The organism is Planococcus chinensis, from assembly GCF_020071995.1.
GTDB classification, from domain to species: Bacteria; Bacillota; Bacilli; order Bacillales_A; family Planococcaceae; genus Planococcus; species Planococcus chinensis_A.
The window spans coordinates 43,393-60,015 of sequence record NZ_JABWTK010000016.1 but is presented as its reverse complement, the minus strand read 5'-3'; the positions used below and the strand labels follow the sequence as shown (position 1 = coordinate 60,015).

At 42.7% G+C, this 16,623-nt stretch carries 25 protein-coding genes; 7 read left to right on the top strand and 18 right to left on the bottom strand.

Annotated elements, in window-relative coordinates; genetic code table 11:
* Positions 1–176 precede the first annotated feature (176 nt).
* The 15 genes from HU147_RS18060 to HU147_RS17990 form a co-directional block, all read right to left on the bottom strand.
* On the bottom strand, positions 177–791 hold the full coding sequence (locus HU147_RS18060; RefSeq protein WP_224077491.1) for an SMP-30/gluconolactonase/LRE family protein: 615 nt from the start codon (positions 789–791) through the stop codon (positions 177–179).
* Positions 733–1,110 carry a hypothetical protein gene (locus HU147_RS18055; protein ID WP_224077490.1) on the bottom strand — a complete coding sequence of 126 codons (378 nt, stop codon included), beginning with the start codon at positions 1,108–1,110 and terminating at the stop codon, positions 733–735. Before HU147_RS18055 ends, HU147_RS18060 begins: the two co-directional genes overlap by 59 nt.
* A gap of 356 nt (positions 1,111–1,466) precedes the next feature.
* Positions 1,467–2,825, bottom strand: a complete 1,359-nt coding sequence (locus HU147_RS18050; RefSeq protein ID WP_224077489.1) for a hypothetical protein — start codon at positions 2,823–2,825, stop codon at positions 1,467–1,469.
* 260 nt (positions 2,826–3,085) lie between these two features.
* Positions 3,086–3,250 (bottom strand): DUF896 domain-containing protein, encoded by a 165-nt coding sequence (locus HU147_RS18045; RefSeq protein ID WP_224077488.1) that lies wholly within the window; start codon positions 3,248–3,250, stop codon positions 3,086–3,088.
* A gap of 67 nt (positions 3,251–3,317) precedes the next feature.
* Positions 3,318–4,253, bottom strand: a complete 936-nt coding sequence (locus HU147_RS18040) for a ring-cleaving dioxygenase (protein WP_224077487.1) — start codon at positions 4,251–4,253, stop codon at positions 3,318–3,320.
* 129 nt (positions 4,254–4,382) lie between these two features.
* The gene (locus HU147_RS18035; RefSeq protein ID WP_224077486.1) at positions 4,383–4,943 is read right to left on the bottom strand and encodes an NADPH-dependent FMN reductase; all 561 of its coding nucleotides are present in this window, start codon (positions 4,941–4,943) and stop codon (positions 4,383–4,385) included.
* A gap of 358 nt (positions 4,944–5,301) precedes the next feature.
* Positions 5,302–5,865: an NADPH-dependent FMN reductase gene (locus HU147_RS18030; RefSeq protein WP_224077485.1), complete on the bottom strand. Its 564-nt coding sequence runs from the start codon at positions 5,863–5,865 to the stop codon at positions 5,302–5,304.
* Positions 5,866–6,116: 251 nt separating this feature from the next.
* Positions 6,117–6,545 (bottom strand): protein-tyrosine phosphatase family protein, encoded by a 429-nt coding sequence (locus tag HU147_RS18025; protein ID WP_224077484.1) that lies wholly within the window; start codon positions 6,543–6,545, stop codon positions 6,117–6,119.
* Between the two features lie 169 nt (positions 6,546–6,714).
* Positions 6,715–7,134 (bottom strand): arsenate reductase (thioredoxin), encoded by a 420-nt coding sequence (arsC, locus tag HU147_RS18020; RefSeq protein ID WP_224077483.1) that lies wholly within the window; start codon positions 7,132–7,134, stop codon positions 6,715–6,717.
* 217 nt (positions 7,135–7,351) lie between these two features.
* Positions 7,352–7,684: a hypothetical protein gene (locus HU147_RS18015; protein ID WP_224077482.1), complete on the bottom strand. Its 333-nt coding sequence runs from the start codon at positions 7,682–7,684 to the stop codon at positions 7,352–7,354.
* Positions 7,685–7,751: 67 nt separating this feature from the next.
* Positions 7,752–7,955, bottom strand: a complete 204-nt coding sequence (locus HU147_RS18010) for a hypothetical protein (RefSeq protein WP_224077481.1) — start codon at positions 7,953–7,955, stop codon at positions 7,752–7,754.
* Between the two features lie 248 nt (positions 7,956–8,203).
* Entirely contained in the window at positions 8,204–8,386 is a 183-nt protein-coding gene (locus HU147_RS18005; protein WP_224077480.1) for a hypothetical protein, read from the bottom strand.
* A 114-nt stretch (positions 8,387–8,500) separates the two neighbouring features.
* A complete protein-coding gene (locus HU147_RS18000; RefSeq protein WP_224077479.1) occupies positions 8,501–8,638 on the bottom strand; it encodes a hypothetical protein in 138 nt (45 codons plus the stop codon).
* Positions 8,639–8,820: 182 nt separating this feature from the next.
* Complete coding sequence (locus tag HU147_RS17995) at positions 8,821–9,378, bottom strand: hypothetical protein (RefSeq protein ID WP_224077478.1); 558 nt, start codon at positions 9,376–9,378, stop codon at positions 8,821–8,823.
* A gap of 57 nt (positions 9,379–9,435) precedes the next feature.
* The gene (locus tag HU147_RS17990; protein ID WP_224077477.1) at positions 9,436–9,789 is read right to left on the bottom strand and encodes a cupin domain-containing protein; all 354 of its coding nucleotides are present in this window, start codon (positions 9,787–9,789) and stop codon (positions 9,436–9,438) included.
* A 202-nt stretch (positions 9,790–9,991) separates the two neighbouring features.
* Here HU147_RS17990 and HU147_RS17985 point away from each other — a divergent pair, with 202 nt between their 5' ends.
* The 7 genes from HU147_RS17985 to HU147_RS17955 all read left to right on the top strand — a co-directional run bounded on the left by HU147_RS17985 (position 9,992) and on the right by HU147_RS17955 (position 15,235).
* Positions 9,992–10,765, top strand: a complete 774-nt coding sequence (locus HU147_RS17985; protein WP_224077476.1) for a Cof-type HAD-IIB family hydrolase — start codon at positions 9,992–9,994, stop codon at positions 10,763–10,765.
* Positions 10,766–11,145: 380 nt separating this feature from the next.
* The gene (locus tag HU147_RS19540) at positions 11,146–11,844 is read left to right on the top strand and encodes a Na-translocating system protein MpsC family protein (protein ID WP_224077475.1); all 699 of its coding nucleotides are present in this window, start codon (positions 11,146–11,148) and stop codon (positions 11,842–11,844) included.
* 68 nt (positions 11,845–11,912) lie between these two features.
* Positions 11,913–12,617: a DUF2294 domain-containing protein gene (locus HU147_RS17975; protein ID WP_224077474.1), complete on the top strand. Its 705-nt coding sequence runs from the start codon at positions 11,913–11,915 to the stop codon at positions 12,615–12,617.
* A 493-nt stretch (positions 12,618–13,110) separates the two neighbouring features.
* Positions 13,111–13,470, top strand: coding sequence for a GNAT family N-acetyltransferase (locus HU147_RS17970; protein ID WP_224077473.1), 360 nt, complete (start codon positions 13,111–13,113; stop codon positions 13,468–13,470).
* A gap of 85 nt (positions 13,471–13,555) precedes the next feature.
* A complete protein-coding gene (locus HU147_RS17965; RefSeq protein ID WP_224077472.1) occupies positions 13,556–13,981 on the top strand; it encodes a DUF1259 domain-containing protein in 426 nt (141 codons plus the stop codon).
* Between the two features lie 205 nt (positions 13,982–14,186).
* The gene (locus HU147_RS17960) at positions 14,187–14,441 is read left to right on the top strand and encodes a KGG domain-containing protein (protein WP_224077471.1); all 255 of its coding nucleotides are present in this window, start codon (positions 14,187–14,189) and stop codon (positions 14,439–14,441) included.
* Positions 14,442–14,641: 200 nt separating this feature from the next.
* Positions 14,642–15,235, top strand: coding sequence for a DedA family protein (locus HU147_RS17955; RefSeq protein ID WP_224077470.1), 594 nt, complete (start codon positions 14,642–14,644; stop codon positions 15,233–15,235).
* Positions 15,236–15,390: 155 nt separating this feature from the next.
* On the opposite strand, the gene HU147_RS17950 is transcribed toward HU147_RS17955, so the two are convergent.
* From HU147_RS17950 to HU147_RS17940, 3 genes are all read right to left on the bottom strand, one after another.
* Positions 15,391–15,630, bottom strand: coding sequence for an anti sigma factor C-terminal domain-containing protein (locus HU147_RS17950; protein ID WP_224077469.1), 240 nt, complete (start codon positions 15,628–15,630; stop codon positions 15,391–15,393).
* A gap of 134 nt (positions 15,631–15,764) precedes the next feature.
* Positions 15,765–16,151: a VOC family protein gene (locus HU147_RS17945; RefSeq protein WP_224077468.1), complete on the bottom strand. Its 387-nt coding sequence runs from the start codon at positions 16,149–16,151 to the stop codon at positions 15,765–15,767.
* 89 nt (positions 16,152–16,240) lie between these two features.
* Entirely contained in the window at positions 16,241–16,516 is a 276-nt protein-coding gene (locus tag HU147_RS17940) for an ArsR/SmtB family transcription factor (protein ID WP_224077493.1), read from the bottom strand.
* Between the last annotated feature and the right edge of the window lie 107 nt (positions 16,517–16,623).

Here is a 16,623-nt window from a genome sequence, read left to right as displayed (position 1 = left end):
AGCGCAGAATATCAAAAAAATGACCCTCCTGCTTAACAGGAGGGTCTAAAAACTCGATGTTCAATTGATTTTTCATTCAAAAACAAAGAGCTTGATGGTCAAAACCTTAGTTTCTCAACAAGCTGAAGGGAAACAAAGCATCGAGCTTTGTTTCCCTTTCGTGTTTATGGCTCAATTTACTGCAAGCCGTACGGCACTAATCCTGCTTTTTTCACTTTGATGCGCCATACTTCGTTTTTCGAGGATTCTGTTATATACAGATAACCATCATGGAATGCCAGATTCGTCGTAAACGTTCCGGCACTTTCAGGCAGACGGATGGTGCCGTATTTGAATCCGTCTTTGTCCTGGACCACAATCTGACCTGCCTGGAAGTGGGCAACGTAAAGATTTCCTTCCTTATCTACCGCTAAGCCATCCGGTCCGATGCCGCCTTCATATTGGCCGAATACATATGGTGTTTCAGGCGAAGGCGGTGCATTTTTGGCAGGCACTGCGAGCATCCGGTTTTTGCCGAATTCGGATATATAGACGCGGCTGCCATCAGCGGAAATCGCGACCCCGTTCGGATAAGCGATTTTGTCAGCGAACAGGATGGGGTCTTTGCTGCCGGCCGGCAAGTAAAAGACCCGGCCAACCGGATTCGTGGCGCTCGATCCCATCGGTTCCGTAAAGTACAAGCCGCCGTCTGCGTCAAACACCAAATCGTTCAAGCCGTTCAAGGCTTTCCCTTTATACGTGCTGACAGCCGTTTCGCTTTTTCCGGTTTTCGGGTCGTATGCGTGGATCACGCCCGTAATTCGCTCCCACTGGCCCCGGATACTTTCTGACTTGCCGGACCTTGTCTCCTTTTACCGTCAGCAGTTCCCCAGACATCGGGCTCACCATCCAGATGTTCCCTTTGCGGTCAAAGTTGATGCCTTCCATGAATCCGCCGTCGCCTTTCACGACTTTTTCCCATTTGGCTTTCGCAGGAATGATTTCGGAAATTTTGTGGCGTTCCTCTTTTGGCACCGGTTTCGTTTCGTACGCTGATTTAACACCGGCGAAGCCAGCCGCTATGAGAAAAAGCACGACGAGTATGGCAATTGTTATTCCTCTTTTTTTCACTTTCACAACTCCTCCTTCTTGGATCGATTGTTACTGCCACAGTTCCTGTACAGCAAAGAAAGATTTTGCAGGTATCACCTAATTAGTGAATGCACTAAACGATTTTTCCTGCAGCGGAAACTGTTAGTTCAGAATATACAGTTGTGAAAGAATAAAGACTACCCGTTAAACCCTTTGAATTTTTTTATAATTCAGTAAGTATTTCTCTTTTATCGAAGCATTGAAATTGTTAGACTGGTAAGGTTTATTGGCACCTTTACTTATCCACAGGAAAAGCCTATTTTCTCGATGACAACATGAGAAAATAGGCTTTTTCATTATTGTTTTATTCGCCGTGTTTAGAAGCCAGTTGAAGCTTACGAGCCGCCATTAGTGACTTGTTCCGCGGGCAAGTAAACTCCCATAGCAGGATCAAACTGCAATAAAACTCCATCACCGTCAATTTTATACGTGGCGACTGCCATTTCTCCTTGCCCTACTTCAATAATTAAATAATTGTTCTCGTCAAAAGACATTTCGTAGCTATGCGTTGAAAAATCAATGCCTTCGTTGTGGCTGATTAAATCCAGCGTTTCCTGTTCGGTCATGTTGGTAGACCCTTTTCGGATAGTATCACTTTGGGCAGCATCGCTTTGAGACACTTCTGTATCAGGTGCAGAAACATTTTCTTTATTTGTTGTCTTATCTGATGAATCGAGCCCGTTGTTTGAGTTGGCTTGTTTAGTCGAAATTCGATCGTCCGCTGCGATATGATAATAATTATTCGCAAACCAAACCGAAACAATTCCTTTCGTTTCTTTTAATTCTTTTGGCACTTCTAATAAGTACAACAAGGTATTTTCGTTCAACGATGGAATTGTCATAATGCTGGCAGGATGCAAGTCTGATCCGTCTGCTGCCAACAGCGTCGAAAATCCACCAAATTCATAGTATTGGTCATAAATCACTTTAGAAGCAAAAATAGAATCCGCCTGAAGTTCTGTCGCTTTTAAATTTTTAACCTTCATTTCCAAAACCAAATATGTATTTGATTGATTTTCTGGTTCGTAATAAGAGGACAACGTACCAGGATTCGGTGAAGCAACCTTGTCGGTATAATACATATTCTCCAACGTTAAATTCGCATATTGCTCCATTTCAATTGTTTCCCCAATAGAGATAAATTCTTTATTTGCATTATTCTCTTCCAAACTTGTAGTAGAAGTATAGGTTTTGCCATCAATCTCAGCTATAATTTCAATTGTTTCCTTTGAATCAAACTTTGGCACTTCTGCAATATAGTGGATTACTGCCGAAGTCAAAGGCTCAAGTGAACTGAATTCCCCGTCTTTCAACATGCTGGCGTTATCAACTTCTTTTTTCTGAAACGTTTGGTATTCTTGCCCGCCAATTTCATAGGACAATTTCATTAGCTCTCCTGACGTTTTCTCGGCAGAATACAAGTTTTTCATATGTACAGTGACATCCAGAAACCGGGATTCGGAATTTTCCACTTCCATCACCGTCGTAATCGAAGCGGGATTCGGAGGCGAAATCTGCTCAGTTGCGGCAATATTAATCACATCGTATTCCAAGATTCCGTCCATTTTTTCCGAATTTCCAAGATTGAAGGCCAAGGTTTCCTTTTCTTCTATCACTTGAGGCTCTTGCATAGCATCATTGCTACAAGAAGCCAGCAGCAATGTACTTGCCAATAGGCATGCTTTCCATTTCATATAGTTCATCCTCTGGGTTTATAATTTTTTCGCAGTGAAATCAGTAAAATTATTATCAAAATTAATTTGTTAATAATTGGATATACTTCTATTAATTAATATAGGCTTATACCTTCCATAAAGCAAATCAATTTTTCCTTTACTCACTTTTATCTCCATCCTTATATAGCAAAAAAGCAGGGAAAAGTTTGCACTTTTCCCTGCCCTATTAATAGTTGATTGATTATTACCGGTTCGTTTTAACTAATTGAAACGAAGTCTTATCCAATTACCTTGATGGTCTCTACCGTGGAAATGACTTGTCCCCGAATCGCAGCCAAGTATTCCTTCCGAAGCTGTTTTTGCTCCTGCTGCTCAGCTTTCGTCAACCCTTTCGTTTTCTGCAAAGCAGCTAATTCATTAATTCGGTTCAAACATGTAATCATTTTCTTAGGCCCCTTTCACTGAGCAAGCATGTAGTTTTCAATCTTTTTTAATCAGTTAGTTCTTCTATTATTCCATTTCATGAATTTCAAACGGAATGAGTGAATCAGTCAATTGTGCACGGAGCGGCTCGTACTGCTCCGGCAGCATCAATTTTCTACCCATCGTTTCCAGTGCTTCATCATGCGCAAATCCTGGAGGGTCTGTGGCGATTTCAAAAAGGATTTCTCCGTGCTCCCGGAAGTAAATCGCGTTAAAGTAATTGCGGTCTTTTACTTCTGTCACGCCGTATCCCTGGTTCCGGACATGTTCCTGCCAGTCAAGATGATCCTGGTCATCTTGTGCTCGCCAGGCGATATGGTGCACCGTTCCGACACCCATTTGGCCGCGGCCAAGCGGCGTCCGTTTGACGTCGATGATGTTCCCGATGTCGCCGTAAGCGCGGTAGCGCGTCAAATCACCTTCTTCTCCGACCTTTTCAAGCCCTAAAACGTCCAACAGGGTTTTGCCGGTTTGTTCCGGACGTGCAGAAAGCAAAGTTGCCCCGCCGAAGCCTTTAATCGCCACTTCCGGTGTAATGCTGCCGGATTTGTAGTTGTTCACTTCGCCCGCTTCCCGTTCCACGAGTTCTAGCTGAAGGCCATGCGGATCTTCAAACATTAGGTTCATTTCGCCAAAACGCTCCTCTTTCGCAAAAGAGATGCCCAGCCGTCCCAGGCGTTCTTCCCAGAACGGCATGGCGCCTGGCGGAATCACATAAGAAGTCACGCCGACTTGTCCAGCTCCAACTTTTCCTTGATAGGCATTCACCCACGGGAAGAACGTAATGATCGTGCCCGGTTTTCCGCCATCGTTCCCGAAGTACAGATGATAAGTGCCCGGGTCATCAAAATTGACGGTTTGCTTGACCATCCGCAACCCCAGCACACCGGCATAAAAGTCGACATTTTCCTGAGGATGTCCGACGATAGCTGTAATGTGGTGAATTCCCGCTGTTTTTTTCATCTTTTATCCCCCTTTGCACTCATGTTTTGTAATAGCTTAATTGCATTCCCCGTAAATCAAAGACGTTTTTCATAATATTGATCTGAAATGCGCTCAATGCACATTTCAGGTTCTTTTGTGAAGACGAAGTTATGCGTTTACGGTTTTAAGTCGAACCGATTTAAGTGCAGTTGCCCAAGGAATGACTTGGTCCAGCATTTGGTTAACGGAAGCTTCCTGAACCGGAGCCGCTTTAAGTACGGCGCCGTTTTCGAAATCGGTAAACAGCGACAAGGCCGGGTGAACCCGGACATCTGCTACGGACAATTCCCCAAGAATTCCGCGCAAGTGTTCCGCAGCACGCGCGCCGCCGACTGAACCGTAAGATACGATGCCCGCCGCTTTGTCATTCCATTCTGCGCGAAGGTAATCGAGTGCGTTCTTCAAAGAAGCTGTGATGGAATGGTTATATTCTTGTGCGATGAAAACAAAGCCGTCCTGGGACGCAATCGCTTCGGACCATGCCGCTGCGCCGGATGCGTCTGTGCCAGCTTCGCCAAGCAATGGCAGTTTGTAATCTGCGATGTCGATGATGGTGTAATTGGCGTCGCCGCGTTTGTCTGCCAATTCTTTTACCCAGTTGCCTACTTGCGGGCTTAAGCGCCCTTCACGTGTTGATCCTAAAATGATGCCGATGTTTAATTTTGTCATTGTTGTTTCCTCCTCTAGTTTAATTGCTTGTTGTGTGCCAAATAAATTTGAGATAAAAATCGTTGTTGCTGCTCCTAGCTGACTTCATTAAATCCGCCTCTATTATCTCGAATTCGAGATAATAGGTTAAAAAAATTTAAGCATGCTGGACTAGTGAATTTGTGCGGTCATAACTTTTGAAGTGAGAATAAAGCATTCAAAGCTTTTGACCTTTTTATCTCGAATTAATTTATCTTTAATATGAGATAAATATATCATGCCTTTTTCAAGCTGTCAACACCTTGGATTGTTCTTCGATGTATTTAATTTTTTCCATCAAAAAAACAACCGGAAAATCCGGTTGCCTTTGGCTTTTCATCTACTTGCTGCGAAGCGGTTGCAAGGCATTTGTCCAGGCGTTGACTTGATCCAGCATGATATTGACCGACTTTTCATGGAAAGGTGCCGGCTTGAACGTGCCCGTCTTTTCGAAATCTGTAAATATAGACATCGATGGATGCGCCCGTACAGTTGCAACCTGCAATTCTGCCATGATGATCCGCAAAGCCTCTGCCGCCCGGACGCCGCCAGCTGAGCCATAGCTGACAATGCCGGCCGCCTTGTTGTTCCATTCAATATAGAGATAATCAATGGCATTTTTTAAAGCCGAAGTCACGCCCCGGTTGTATTCCGGGCAGATAAAAACATAGCCGTCCAATTCCGCTATTTTCTTTGACCAGGGAATCGCTTCCGGTGTCTGATAATCCTGGCTGGCCGCTGCTGAAACCGGTTCTGCATACATCGGCAAGTTGAACTCCGCCAAGTCGACAATTTCATAGTCGGCGTCTCCCCGTTTGTCCGCAATGCCTTTTACCCACTCCGCGACTTGCAGGCTTTTCCGCGCTGGCCGCGTGCTTCCTGTAATGATGCCAATTTTCGTCATAAAATGATGCCTCCTCCATTTGGAATTGGTGCTTCAATCTTTGGACGCTGTGCATCTGAATATACTGTCATCATAAGACTTATTTCTCTCAAATTCAAACTATTCAACCGCTTCTCTTCTACTAATGGCTAACACAGCCAATAGCCAGCCTGTATTGCATGGCTGCAGAAATAAAAAAAGAGCCCAACGATGGGCTCGAACGAGTTTAGCGGAAAGTTTTGATTATCATTTGTCCATGTTTCATGCTCCTGCTAGGCATCCGGAAACAAGCGCTGAAGCGATTCCTTCAACTGGGGGTTTACACTGATGATCGGGCGCACGGACTTTGCCCGGGCTTCCGCTTCCTGGATGCTGTCGGCTTCCCCCAAAGCCAACAAACTGCCGATGACAACAGTCCCTGCCCGGTTGCTGCCGCCTGCACAATGGAAGTATATTTTTTTGCCTTCATTATAAGCATCCACGACTTGATCGATGGCTTTTTTGACCGATTCATCCTGCTGTTCATCGGATTCATTCATGATTGGGCTGTGGATCCGGTTATACCCATAGTCTCCTTCTGCCGCTTCTGAACGCAAGTCAATGACCACATCGATCTGTTCTGTATCAAATGCTTTTTGAGCATCTGCTGCGCCGCCAACGAAAATGCGGCCTTTCACCAATTCCTGATAGGTTTTGTTCATTTCACTTCCGCCTTTCTTGATTTAGTGGATTCACCAAGACGCGTTTTTTTCTCTTATCACATACTTTATAACGTTGCTTCTTCAAATGCATATAGCCGATTTTCACTTTCCATAAACAGAGCCATTGCTGCTCTACACCCCTAAACCGCTCCTAAACGAATTACCCTATTTACTTGCCGGTCTCGGCAAACTGGCGGATGCGTTCACCGATTTCATCGCGGACATTCTGGAAGACGGTCCATTTCTCTTCTTCCGTTCCTTGGGCTTTTGCCGGATCCGTAAAACCCCAGTGGTCGCGTTTTACATGAGGCGGTGTCATCGGGCATTTGTCTGCGGCGTCGCCGCAAAGTGTCACGACAAAGTCGGCATTGTTTAGGATGGTTGTGTCGATGATATCCGATGTATGTTCGGAAATGTCGATTCCCACTTCGTCCATCGCTTTGACGGCTTTCGGATTCAAACCGTGCGCTTCGATGCCCGCGCTTAATACTTGCCACTCATTCCCAAGAATTTCTTTTCCCCAGCCTTCTGCCATCTGGCTGCGGCATGAATTGCCCGTGCATAGGAAATATAATGTTTTTTTCGTCATTGTGTAAAACCCCTTTTTCATCCGATTGCTTGTCATGTAATCATATCTGAAATTCATTAAATGATGAGCTGCTCAGTAATTTTTTCTCTTTTAAAACATATCAGCAAATGCTTATATGTTCAAGAACTCGTATAGAATAAAGCCAAAAAGCTGCGGGAATTAAAAAGGGCATGCCTAAGTCGGCACGCCTGCGTTTTATTTTAAAGGTAAATCTTCATCAATTGCCGTATGTGTCCCTTTTCAAAGGAATATCGTTGAATTCCGGATGAGTAAACATTTCTTCGTAAGGAATCGCCGAGTTCACGTCGTATTCGCCGCTTTCCTCGTTGTATTCAAAAATCACCAGTTGTTTCCAGCCGCTCATCGTACCTTCGTCGACGATTCCAATTTTATTGGGTGCGAGTTGGATAATGCGATCTTCGGGGTTTTCCATACTGACAGGAACTTCCGTATAGGTTTCCTCCGCTTCTGTCACCACATTGGATACAATAATAATTAAACAAATCAAGATCCCGCTTAAAACCACTTTTAAATAAAGTCCGTCCTTCATTCTATCTTTCTCCTTTTTATCATTGTTTCCTATGTATTTTGTGCAGTTTTTGATTCTTTCATTCCGATTAGGCTTTTTTCAATTGAGAATGCACCAGATTGAGAATAATAGAAGCCAGAACCAAAAGTATAGATAATTGCAATAACCATTGGGCATGATTCAGCGCCGGATTGTTAAAAACGTATAGGGCCAGTCCGATAGCAGCCAACGCAGAAGCCACTCCTAACCCCCATGCGATTCTTTTTGAAGCTGATTTAATCAGTTCAATCACCTCGTCAATTTATTTTTCACGAGAGAAATAATGAAAATGATGGCCGTGAAAAAAATCACTGTAAATGCTACATCAAACCAATTAACAAATTCCATTGCTTCTTGCTCCTTTCCTACTGGGCTTATGTAAAATGAACTTCAACGCCATGCGAACTTTTCATCTAATCCGGCAATTTAATAGTGAGTCATGAAGCAGCTCTTTAAATTTGCTGATAACACACTGGCTGACCTCGATTTTTTAATGTTTGATCATTCAGCAGGATCGTTGCCATCAAGTGTTGGTGAGTAGATGAAATTCCCGAGAAAAAGACCGCCTGCCAGACCTCCCGTCATATACCAATTGGCCTTTCCTAAAAACACATAACACAAAACGACAGAGATTAGAAAAGTCAAAGCGGATACGTTAAATGCAGCTTTTATGCGTTTGTTCATCTAGCTAACTCCTCCACTAATGATCGGCTTTTTATTGTAATCGTCTGCAACGGCATTCCTAGAAGACATCCGTTTTACTCGTCAGTAACTTCGGGTATATCCATTCTTTTCTAACTATTGAAGGGCTATGCCGATCAAGATGAACAGCAAAGACAAACAAAAAAATCCAGCCATAAAATAACCGAAATAACGCAATCCCTTTGGAAGTTTCTTCATCTCAATCGAACTTGGAGTACCTTCGATATTCTGCATATGTTCAACTGCATCATTAAATGGCTTCTTTTCCTGCAAGTGAATCGCCTTCCTTTAACTGAGTATTCGACAGACAAAATATGGTTATTTTAATATTAACAAATTTAACCAGCAGTGCCTATGCTATATAAAACAAAATCGAAGAACTATAGCGCATTCAAGAAGCCACTAGACATGAAAGCTCATGAATCAGCTCTTTTTCTTATTCCACTCAAAGCGGCTGCAATTTCACTAGAAATTTCATCCAGAGACTTGGTTCCGTTAACCACCCTATCGGAATCAGGCAGTACCGTTTGAAGCATCTCCAGATACGTTCTTCTGCCTTCTTTGGCATAATGCTGCATTTGCAGCATGATTTCAATCGTCGAGCTGTCCATGAAATCCCGCTGCATTCGCCGGGCCAAGGCGATATCCAAAGGTGTATCGATAAAGAAAGCAAAATCGATGTACCCAGCCAACTGCGGATGCTGATAAGCAAATGGATAATCCATCAAAATATACTCCAGCGGTTCATTAAGCAGTTTTTTGAGATCCTGTACAAGCGGGTCCAATTGCCATTGGGCGTAATTTGCCCCTTCATCGACCCAAGCAAGTACGTCCTGCGGGCCATCAAATATGTAATCATCAAAGAAAAGGGCTTTCGATTTCGGCAATTGTTTCAACAGGTGCAAAACGCTAAATGTCTTGCCTCCTCCTGAAACGCTGGCAATGCTAATAACAAGCGGTGTTTTCGATTTCATAAGCCTTCTCCCTTCTCTTCATCGACAAAAGCAGAATTGACCACTCCGTATTGCCGTCTAATTAATCGTGGCTAAATCCAAAGGCATCAAGCTTTCCGACTCAATGACAAGAGCTGTCATTCCTTGTTCAGTCGAAGCTCCGTGCCACTCTCCGGTTTTCCATAAGATCGCTTGCCCCGCTTTTAGCTTCAGCGGCTCTTGATCTCCAGTTTTAACGCTGCCCTCTCCTTCTGTAACGATAAAAAGTTGAGAGACCGTTGCTTGATGAAAACCAATTGTTTCGCCAGGCTCTAAAAACATAAATCCGATATGTGCCTCGCTGTCGGCTTTCGCTATGCGGGCCAGGGTGAAATTCGAATCAAATTTGGTTATGCGCCGACCTGCCTCTTTGCTGAACGAGTAAACTTTCATTATGCCCCCTCCTCATCTACCCTTATGCTAAAGAAAATTTCTGTTAAGTAATAGTCTTATAATTCGAAAAACCTTGTGTTTCAATGGAATTATTAGGAAATTATGTTTGTTTCATTAATCAAGCTATCAATTATTTTATTTTTGATGGTTATAGTTTTACCGTTCTAGATAGTAAAAACAGGATGTAAAGATCGGAGAGCATATGAAATACAAAATTGCCTTTTTTGATGTAGATGGCACATTGAAGGATGATCGGGATGGACGCATTTCCGGCAGCACCAAAAACACAGTTGCAGAACTAAAGCGGAAGGGAATCCAACTCGTGGCAGCGACAGGCAGGCCGTTGTCGATGTGCGATGAGATTCGGGATCTCGGAATTGATTGCTTTATTACCTCGAATGGAGGATATGTAAAGCATCAAAATGACATACTCCATAAAGTGCCGCTCGACTCCGGCATTTTGCAAGAAGTCATCGAATTTGCGCAGACGGAAAAACATGCGCTGTCGTTTTACACCGAAGGACTGCACATGACGGATGTGAGAGGTCCAAAAATATTGTCGGCTTTAAAAGAAACATTATCGCTAGAAGATTATCCTTCGGTTCATCCATTGATCCATCAAGAGGAAGTCTTTCTGCTTTGTTTATTTGCCGATGAAGAAATGGTGAAGAAGTATAGATTTCGCTTCCCCGACCTTTCATTCAGAAGATGGCATCCTTATATCGTAAATGTCTTGCACCGGGAAGTATCCAAATCGGCAGCCATCAAAAGTGTCTTGTCTCACTTTGGTTTCGATTCATCCCAGGCTATTGCTTTCGCCGATGGTGACAATGACATAGATATGCTGGAAATAGTTGGCCTTGGAATTGCGATGGGTAACGGCGGTGAACGCTTGAAAGCTTCCGCCGATTTCATCACCAAAAAAGCGTCAGATAATGGAATTGAATACGCGCTGCGGAAGCTTCAAATCCTTTAAGTCGGTAGTTGCACGAAAGGAAAAGCTTCCTATTAATGAGAACCTGGTCTGCTATCTCTTTAGACGAAGCATCATTCAACTTCCTCTACATTACAAAAACCGCTTAAGCCTTTCTATCCTTTACTTCATATAAGAATAGATGTATGGTGTAGGTATAATAATTCAGAATAAATTACACAAATCGCTGTATGAATGCGCCAATCCAAAGCAGTTCCGATTGGCAATACACCAATTGAGCAGAGTATTCCGGACAATAGAGCTGGTAAGAACGCCAAAGAGAATGACTATTCTTTTTGGCGTCTTTTTTTATCGTTCTTAAGTCCGGCATGCCACATATTTCACCTCCCTATTTTTAAGACGAATTTAAAGGAGTGTTTCAAGTGACAGAAAAGCAAAATATACCGACTCTTATTTCTGCGTACACTGAAAATTTTTTAGAAGAGCATTTCGGTGAGAAACCGGATCACGTGATGGTCACCTTCCAGCCCCCTTTTCTTCTTATTTACTTAACCGGCTTTCTATTGCCTGCTGAAGAAATTTTCCTGAAAAACGGGAAATGGGACACTGTTCTGGAAACCCGTGATATACTGATTCATTCGGTTAAAGATGATTTTTTGAAAGGATTGCAGGATTACAGCGGCCAACAGCCGGCCAATTTATACGCCGACTGGAATTTGTCTAAACGAAACGGCTTATTGATGATTCCTCTGGAAAATGGGAGCACGGCAAATGACTTCCATAAGCCAGCAGATGTTGACCAGGAAACGCTGGAGGAAATTATTCTTTTGAACAGCATACGAACTCAAAAAAAACCGGACCAGACGAATCTGTACTGGCTAAGCGATCAGATTCTTCTCGTTGAACGGTTTGGTGTCCTTGTAGATATTGAAAAACAGCTGATCAAAAATGGCATCACCGAAGAACTGCGTTTGGCAAAGCGGCCTATGGAATACCGGATTATTGAACTGTTTAATCTAGAATCCATCCTGAAAAGTTCAGTCCAAGATTTATTTGTAGACTGGGACTTTCAGCAAGACGTAAGTTATATGGTTCTTTTTTTAGATAAAAAGGAAAGTTAAAGCTCAAAAATACTGGCACAGATTACTTAACATGCCGGCTGTCACTCGCCGGGAAGGAGCTTTTGGCTATGCCTGGAGAAAAAAACACCTCATCGGAAGTATCGGGGTATATGTCCAATTTATTGCGAAAACATTTCGGCAAAGGCCCAACCTCAGTGTATGTCACAATAAGACGCCCCTATATTGCCATCCACTTCAGAGGATTTCTCAGTCCAATGGAAGCGATTCTGTTAAAGCAAAACGAATGGAAGCGTGTACTGGAGACGAGAGATTTGTTGATGAATGAACTGAAACCTCAAATCCAGACTGAGTTGCTGAAATTAGCAGGTCTGGACTTTGCAGAATTGTATGCGGATTGGAACCTCCCGATGCAAAGCGGGTTAATAATTGGCGTAATGGACGAAAAAGCAACTGCTGCAACACTCCAATGGCCAACTGAATTGAACCGGAAAACTTTCCATAAAAAAATCGAACAAGTCAAGGAAGCAGTCGAACGAAAACCTGGATCAATTGAAAGCATTTGGCTAAGCAATCGCACTTTATTGGTGAAACAAACTGAAATTATGGTCGGCATTGAAAGGGCCTTGATCGCTGAAGGTTACGGCGAGATTTTGAAACTGGTCAAACGCCCCCTTGAACGCTCGATGTTGTACGAAGCGGGCTTGGAAGAAACGTTGCAGAGAAAAGTAATCGAGATTTTCATGGATTGGAATTTTGATCAGGATGTCGGTTATCTCGTGTTGCTCTTAAGCCCCGATGTAAAGGAGCAATAAACTTTTTCCACCCCATCCGTTCTTTAAGGAATTGAGAACGCTGGCCATAAACTTCGAAAAAAGAAAATTTTGAGTTTGCTAACGTGTACAGATGAGAAAATATAAGTAGATCAATGGATTTGATGAATTCAAAACCCTTGATTTTGGCTTGGTTCATTTGACATTGTATAACTTCCTCAGTATGATTGAACCATAAAATCATTTAAATGCTATTCACATATTTTTTTGACCCTGTGAATCCGGATACTATTACAACGTACAGCAAACCTGCTGTGAACATAAGAGTATGGTCGAGTATACCAGACAATAGAGCTGGAAATAACGCCGAAAAAAGTGCAGACTTTTTTCGGCGTTTTTACTTTTTGCAGCTATTGAAGGTATTTTTGAAATCACTGCAATAACTGAAAGCAAAAATTATTCACTGGATATTTCTTGCCTTCTCTTTCCTGGTTTAAATGATTAACAGAAGTTTTGAATAAAGGAGGAAATTCCATTGGCACTTTCCAAGTACAAAAAGTCTTATGAAAAAATTGCCATGGGCCTGTTATCTTTTACGCCCGGCGAACAGAACCTGAATGTCCTCCAAAAATCAATGCACCGCTATGAGGAAGACCCGAATTGGCAATTGTATTTATGGAAAGAGGAAGACGATTTCATCGGAGTTATTGGAATTGAGTTAAAGGAGCATACTTTCAGCGTCCATCACGCTTGTGTTAACCCCTCTTACCGAAATGAGGGTATTGGGCGTGACATGGTTGAGAAAGTACAGCAACTCCATGAACCTCTCGCATTATGCGCAACACCAGCAACAAAAGATTTTCTGGCGAAATGCTGGGACCGTCAATACTCCTGAGCAACGGATATTTTTTATGACAAGAACTCAATCATATGCTGAAATGTCTAAGTCCAACAAACCGAACAGAAAGGGATGAACCAATATGCAAAAAGCCGAAATGGATCAGGCACCTGCCAAGGAAAAAGTGGCTCACATTCTAGAAGCCGACGTTATTGAACAAGCCGGGAAATGTAATGTCGTCAAAAAAAGAATTATAGAAATACTAGTGGAGAATCACTCTTTCACTTGTATGCTTGATCATGACATTTCGTTCGAAAGTGTATCAAAGGATGGCACTGCTTTTAATAAAGCCGAAATTTTTTTGCTTCCTGAAGAGTATGCGGCATTCTTTTCGGCTTTGAGCGGGCATAGCATTCCTTTTCCTGTTCACTACCGGCAAGGGCAGCGTGTAAATCCGCATATCATTAGTGTCTGCATAGAATCCGTAGAACCTCCAGAACATTTTGCAGAACGCCTTTCTGCAGCTTTGCAAATTATTGAACACATAAGCTGCCAAATAAAGCAGTAAAACATCAGCCCGAGATTAATTACATTGACTGCCAACTGGTAATGCTTGCCGGAGGATTCCACTTGTTTTTTCTGACAAGTGTTTTTCCTTGATAGAAGGTGGAAAATATTACAAAATGGTAACATCGCCTAAAAATGAGTTTAATTGGAATTTTTCCTGGCTATAGATTGGTGTAACAAAAATACCATTCTAGGAGGAATTGAACATGGCAAACCAAAACGATGACAACAAAATGAGTCGTGAAGAAGCTGGACGTTTAGGCGGAGAAGCAACATCGGAAAGCCACGGCAAGGAATTCTATGAAGAAATCGGTTCCCAAGGCGGCCAGAACAGTAACAGCGGAGGCAATAACTCTGGTGGCAATAACTCTGGCGGCAACAATTCAAACGACAACAAGATGAGCAAAGAAGAAGCCGGCCGCAAAGGCGGAGAAAACAGCAACAGCGGCGGCAATTCCTGATAACGAAACTTATACAAAAAGGAGAAAGTGCACAAAGCGCTTTCTCCTTTTTGCTGTTTCACATATTTTCCTTTACCTCCCCACAAATTTTTCCTGTTCCGCAAGAAAATTTCATGGTATACTTCGTACTTTGTAGACTATTATTTGAATTAGCAATACGCATATAATTTGAATCAAAAAATAAAGGGAGGCAATTATATTTGGAAACCATCATCCTACAATTAATGGAAGTGTTTAAGGGGCTTTCCTACTTCGGGATCATGCTTGCTTTGACATTTGAATTCATGCCGGCGGAGCTGGTCTTGCCTTTAGCAGGTTATTGGGTGTATCAAGGCGATTTGATTTTGTACGGCGCTATTTTAGCCGGTTCCATCGGAGGCGTTCTTGGACCGTTAACACTTTATGCCCTTGGAAGATACGGCGGACGGCCGATGGTGTTAAAATACGGCAAATACTTCTTGGTTACTGAAGAACATATTAACAAGTCCGACCGCTTTTTCGAAAAATACGGCGGCGGTGTCGCTTTCTTCGGCCGCTTTTTGCCGGGCGTCCGTACAGCTGTCTCCATTCCATGCGGCATGGCAAAAATGAATGTTTGGAAATTCATCTTTTATACATACATTGCGATGCTTCCAATCACAACCGTATATGTTTATCTGGGATTCAAACTTGGGCCGCAGTGGACCCAAGCCGGTGAAATTTTTAGCCAGTATGCCAATCTGCTGTTGGTGCCGATCGTACTAATTATTGTCTTTATGATCGTGAAAAGACGAAAACGAGTCCGTTCTATTTAAGTTTCAGCATTTCAAAGCTGAGTCAGCAATCAGAACAGGCAAATTAATTCCATCAAAAAAGACTTAAACATGGGCGTAAAACTTCTCTTGCATCCAGTGTTTAGGTCTTTTTTTAATTAATGATTTCTCTATTTTCTTTATTCATTCTGCTAAACTTATTGATTTTCCCAATTCCAAAGTTCCACTTCTCCAAGCTGTTCTCCTTGTACTCCCTCTACGTCTCTCAATTTCAACAATTCTTTTACCGGGCCCGTCACAACTGCTCCGTAAGTAATAAATCCGTTTTCTTCTAAAAACTTATAACGCTCCTTTAAGTGACTTAACCCCAAAAATGTTTCGTAATAGGAAGCTGGTTTTTCAGCAAGCAATTTCTTTATATTTCGTTGCAGTTTCATCCATAAAATTTCTTAACTATTTTCCATCGCTTAAAAACGGTCCTTTGATGGCTAAATCTATAATTCGTTCCCCTATATATTTTCAAAGAAAAAAGGACTCCTCCCGGAATCCTTTTTCTCATATATTTATACTTTCACTTTGGCTGCGCAATTTGAATGAAATTGCCGCATGTGTCGTCAAAGACCGCAATCGTGACCGTGTCCATTTCAGTCGGTTCGATTGAAAACTTAACCCCTGCATCCACTAAGCGCTTATGTTCAGCATGAATATCTGAAACACCAAACATGGTGGCGGGGATGCCTTCAGCAAAGATTTTCTGCTGGTATTCCCGGGATGCCGGATGGTCATTCGGTTCAAGCAAGAGCTCCGTACCTTCCGGCTTTTCAGGTGAGACCAATGCAATCCATCTGAATTTCCCCATTGGAATGTCGTGCTTTTTTTCAAAGCCGAGTGTTTCGGTATAAAATTTCAAGGCTTTGTCCTGATCTTCTACAAACAAACTTGTGACGATGATGTTCATTGGGGCTTCCTCCTTTTACAATTCCATGTTGAACCTTGCAAACAATGCCGCTCCATCGATGCAATGTTCCATCAATGCCTGCTTATCGTTCAGTCGATCCACCTGTCCAGCAAATCCTTCAAAGGTTCACTATTATACCGGAGTATCCGGTACTTCCCCTTCCTTTCAGATTTCACTAAGCCGGCCTCGTCCAATAGAGCCAGATGCTTTGCAATGGCTTGCCGTGATATATCGAGTTTGTGTTTTGAAATGAGGCGGATCGTCAATTCGTACAAAGTCAGTTCATTGCGTTCCACCATTTCGTCCAGGATCAGCCGCCGGGTCGAGTCACTGAGAGCTTTGAATATTGCGTCGTCGTTTTTCATATCTTCATTATACGCAACCATATGGTTGCATGTCAATTTATTTTTAAACTGCATACAACTTCTTCAGCTCTTTTTGGCCAACTTCCTTTTAATCAAACCCTTTACAG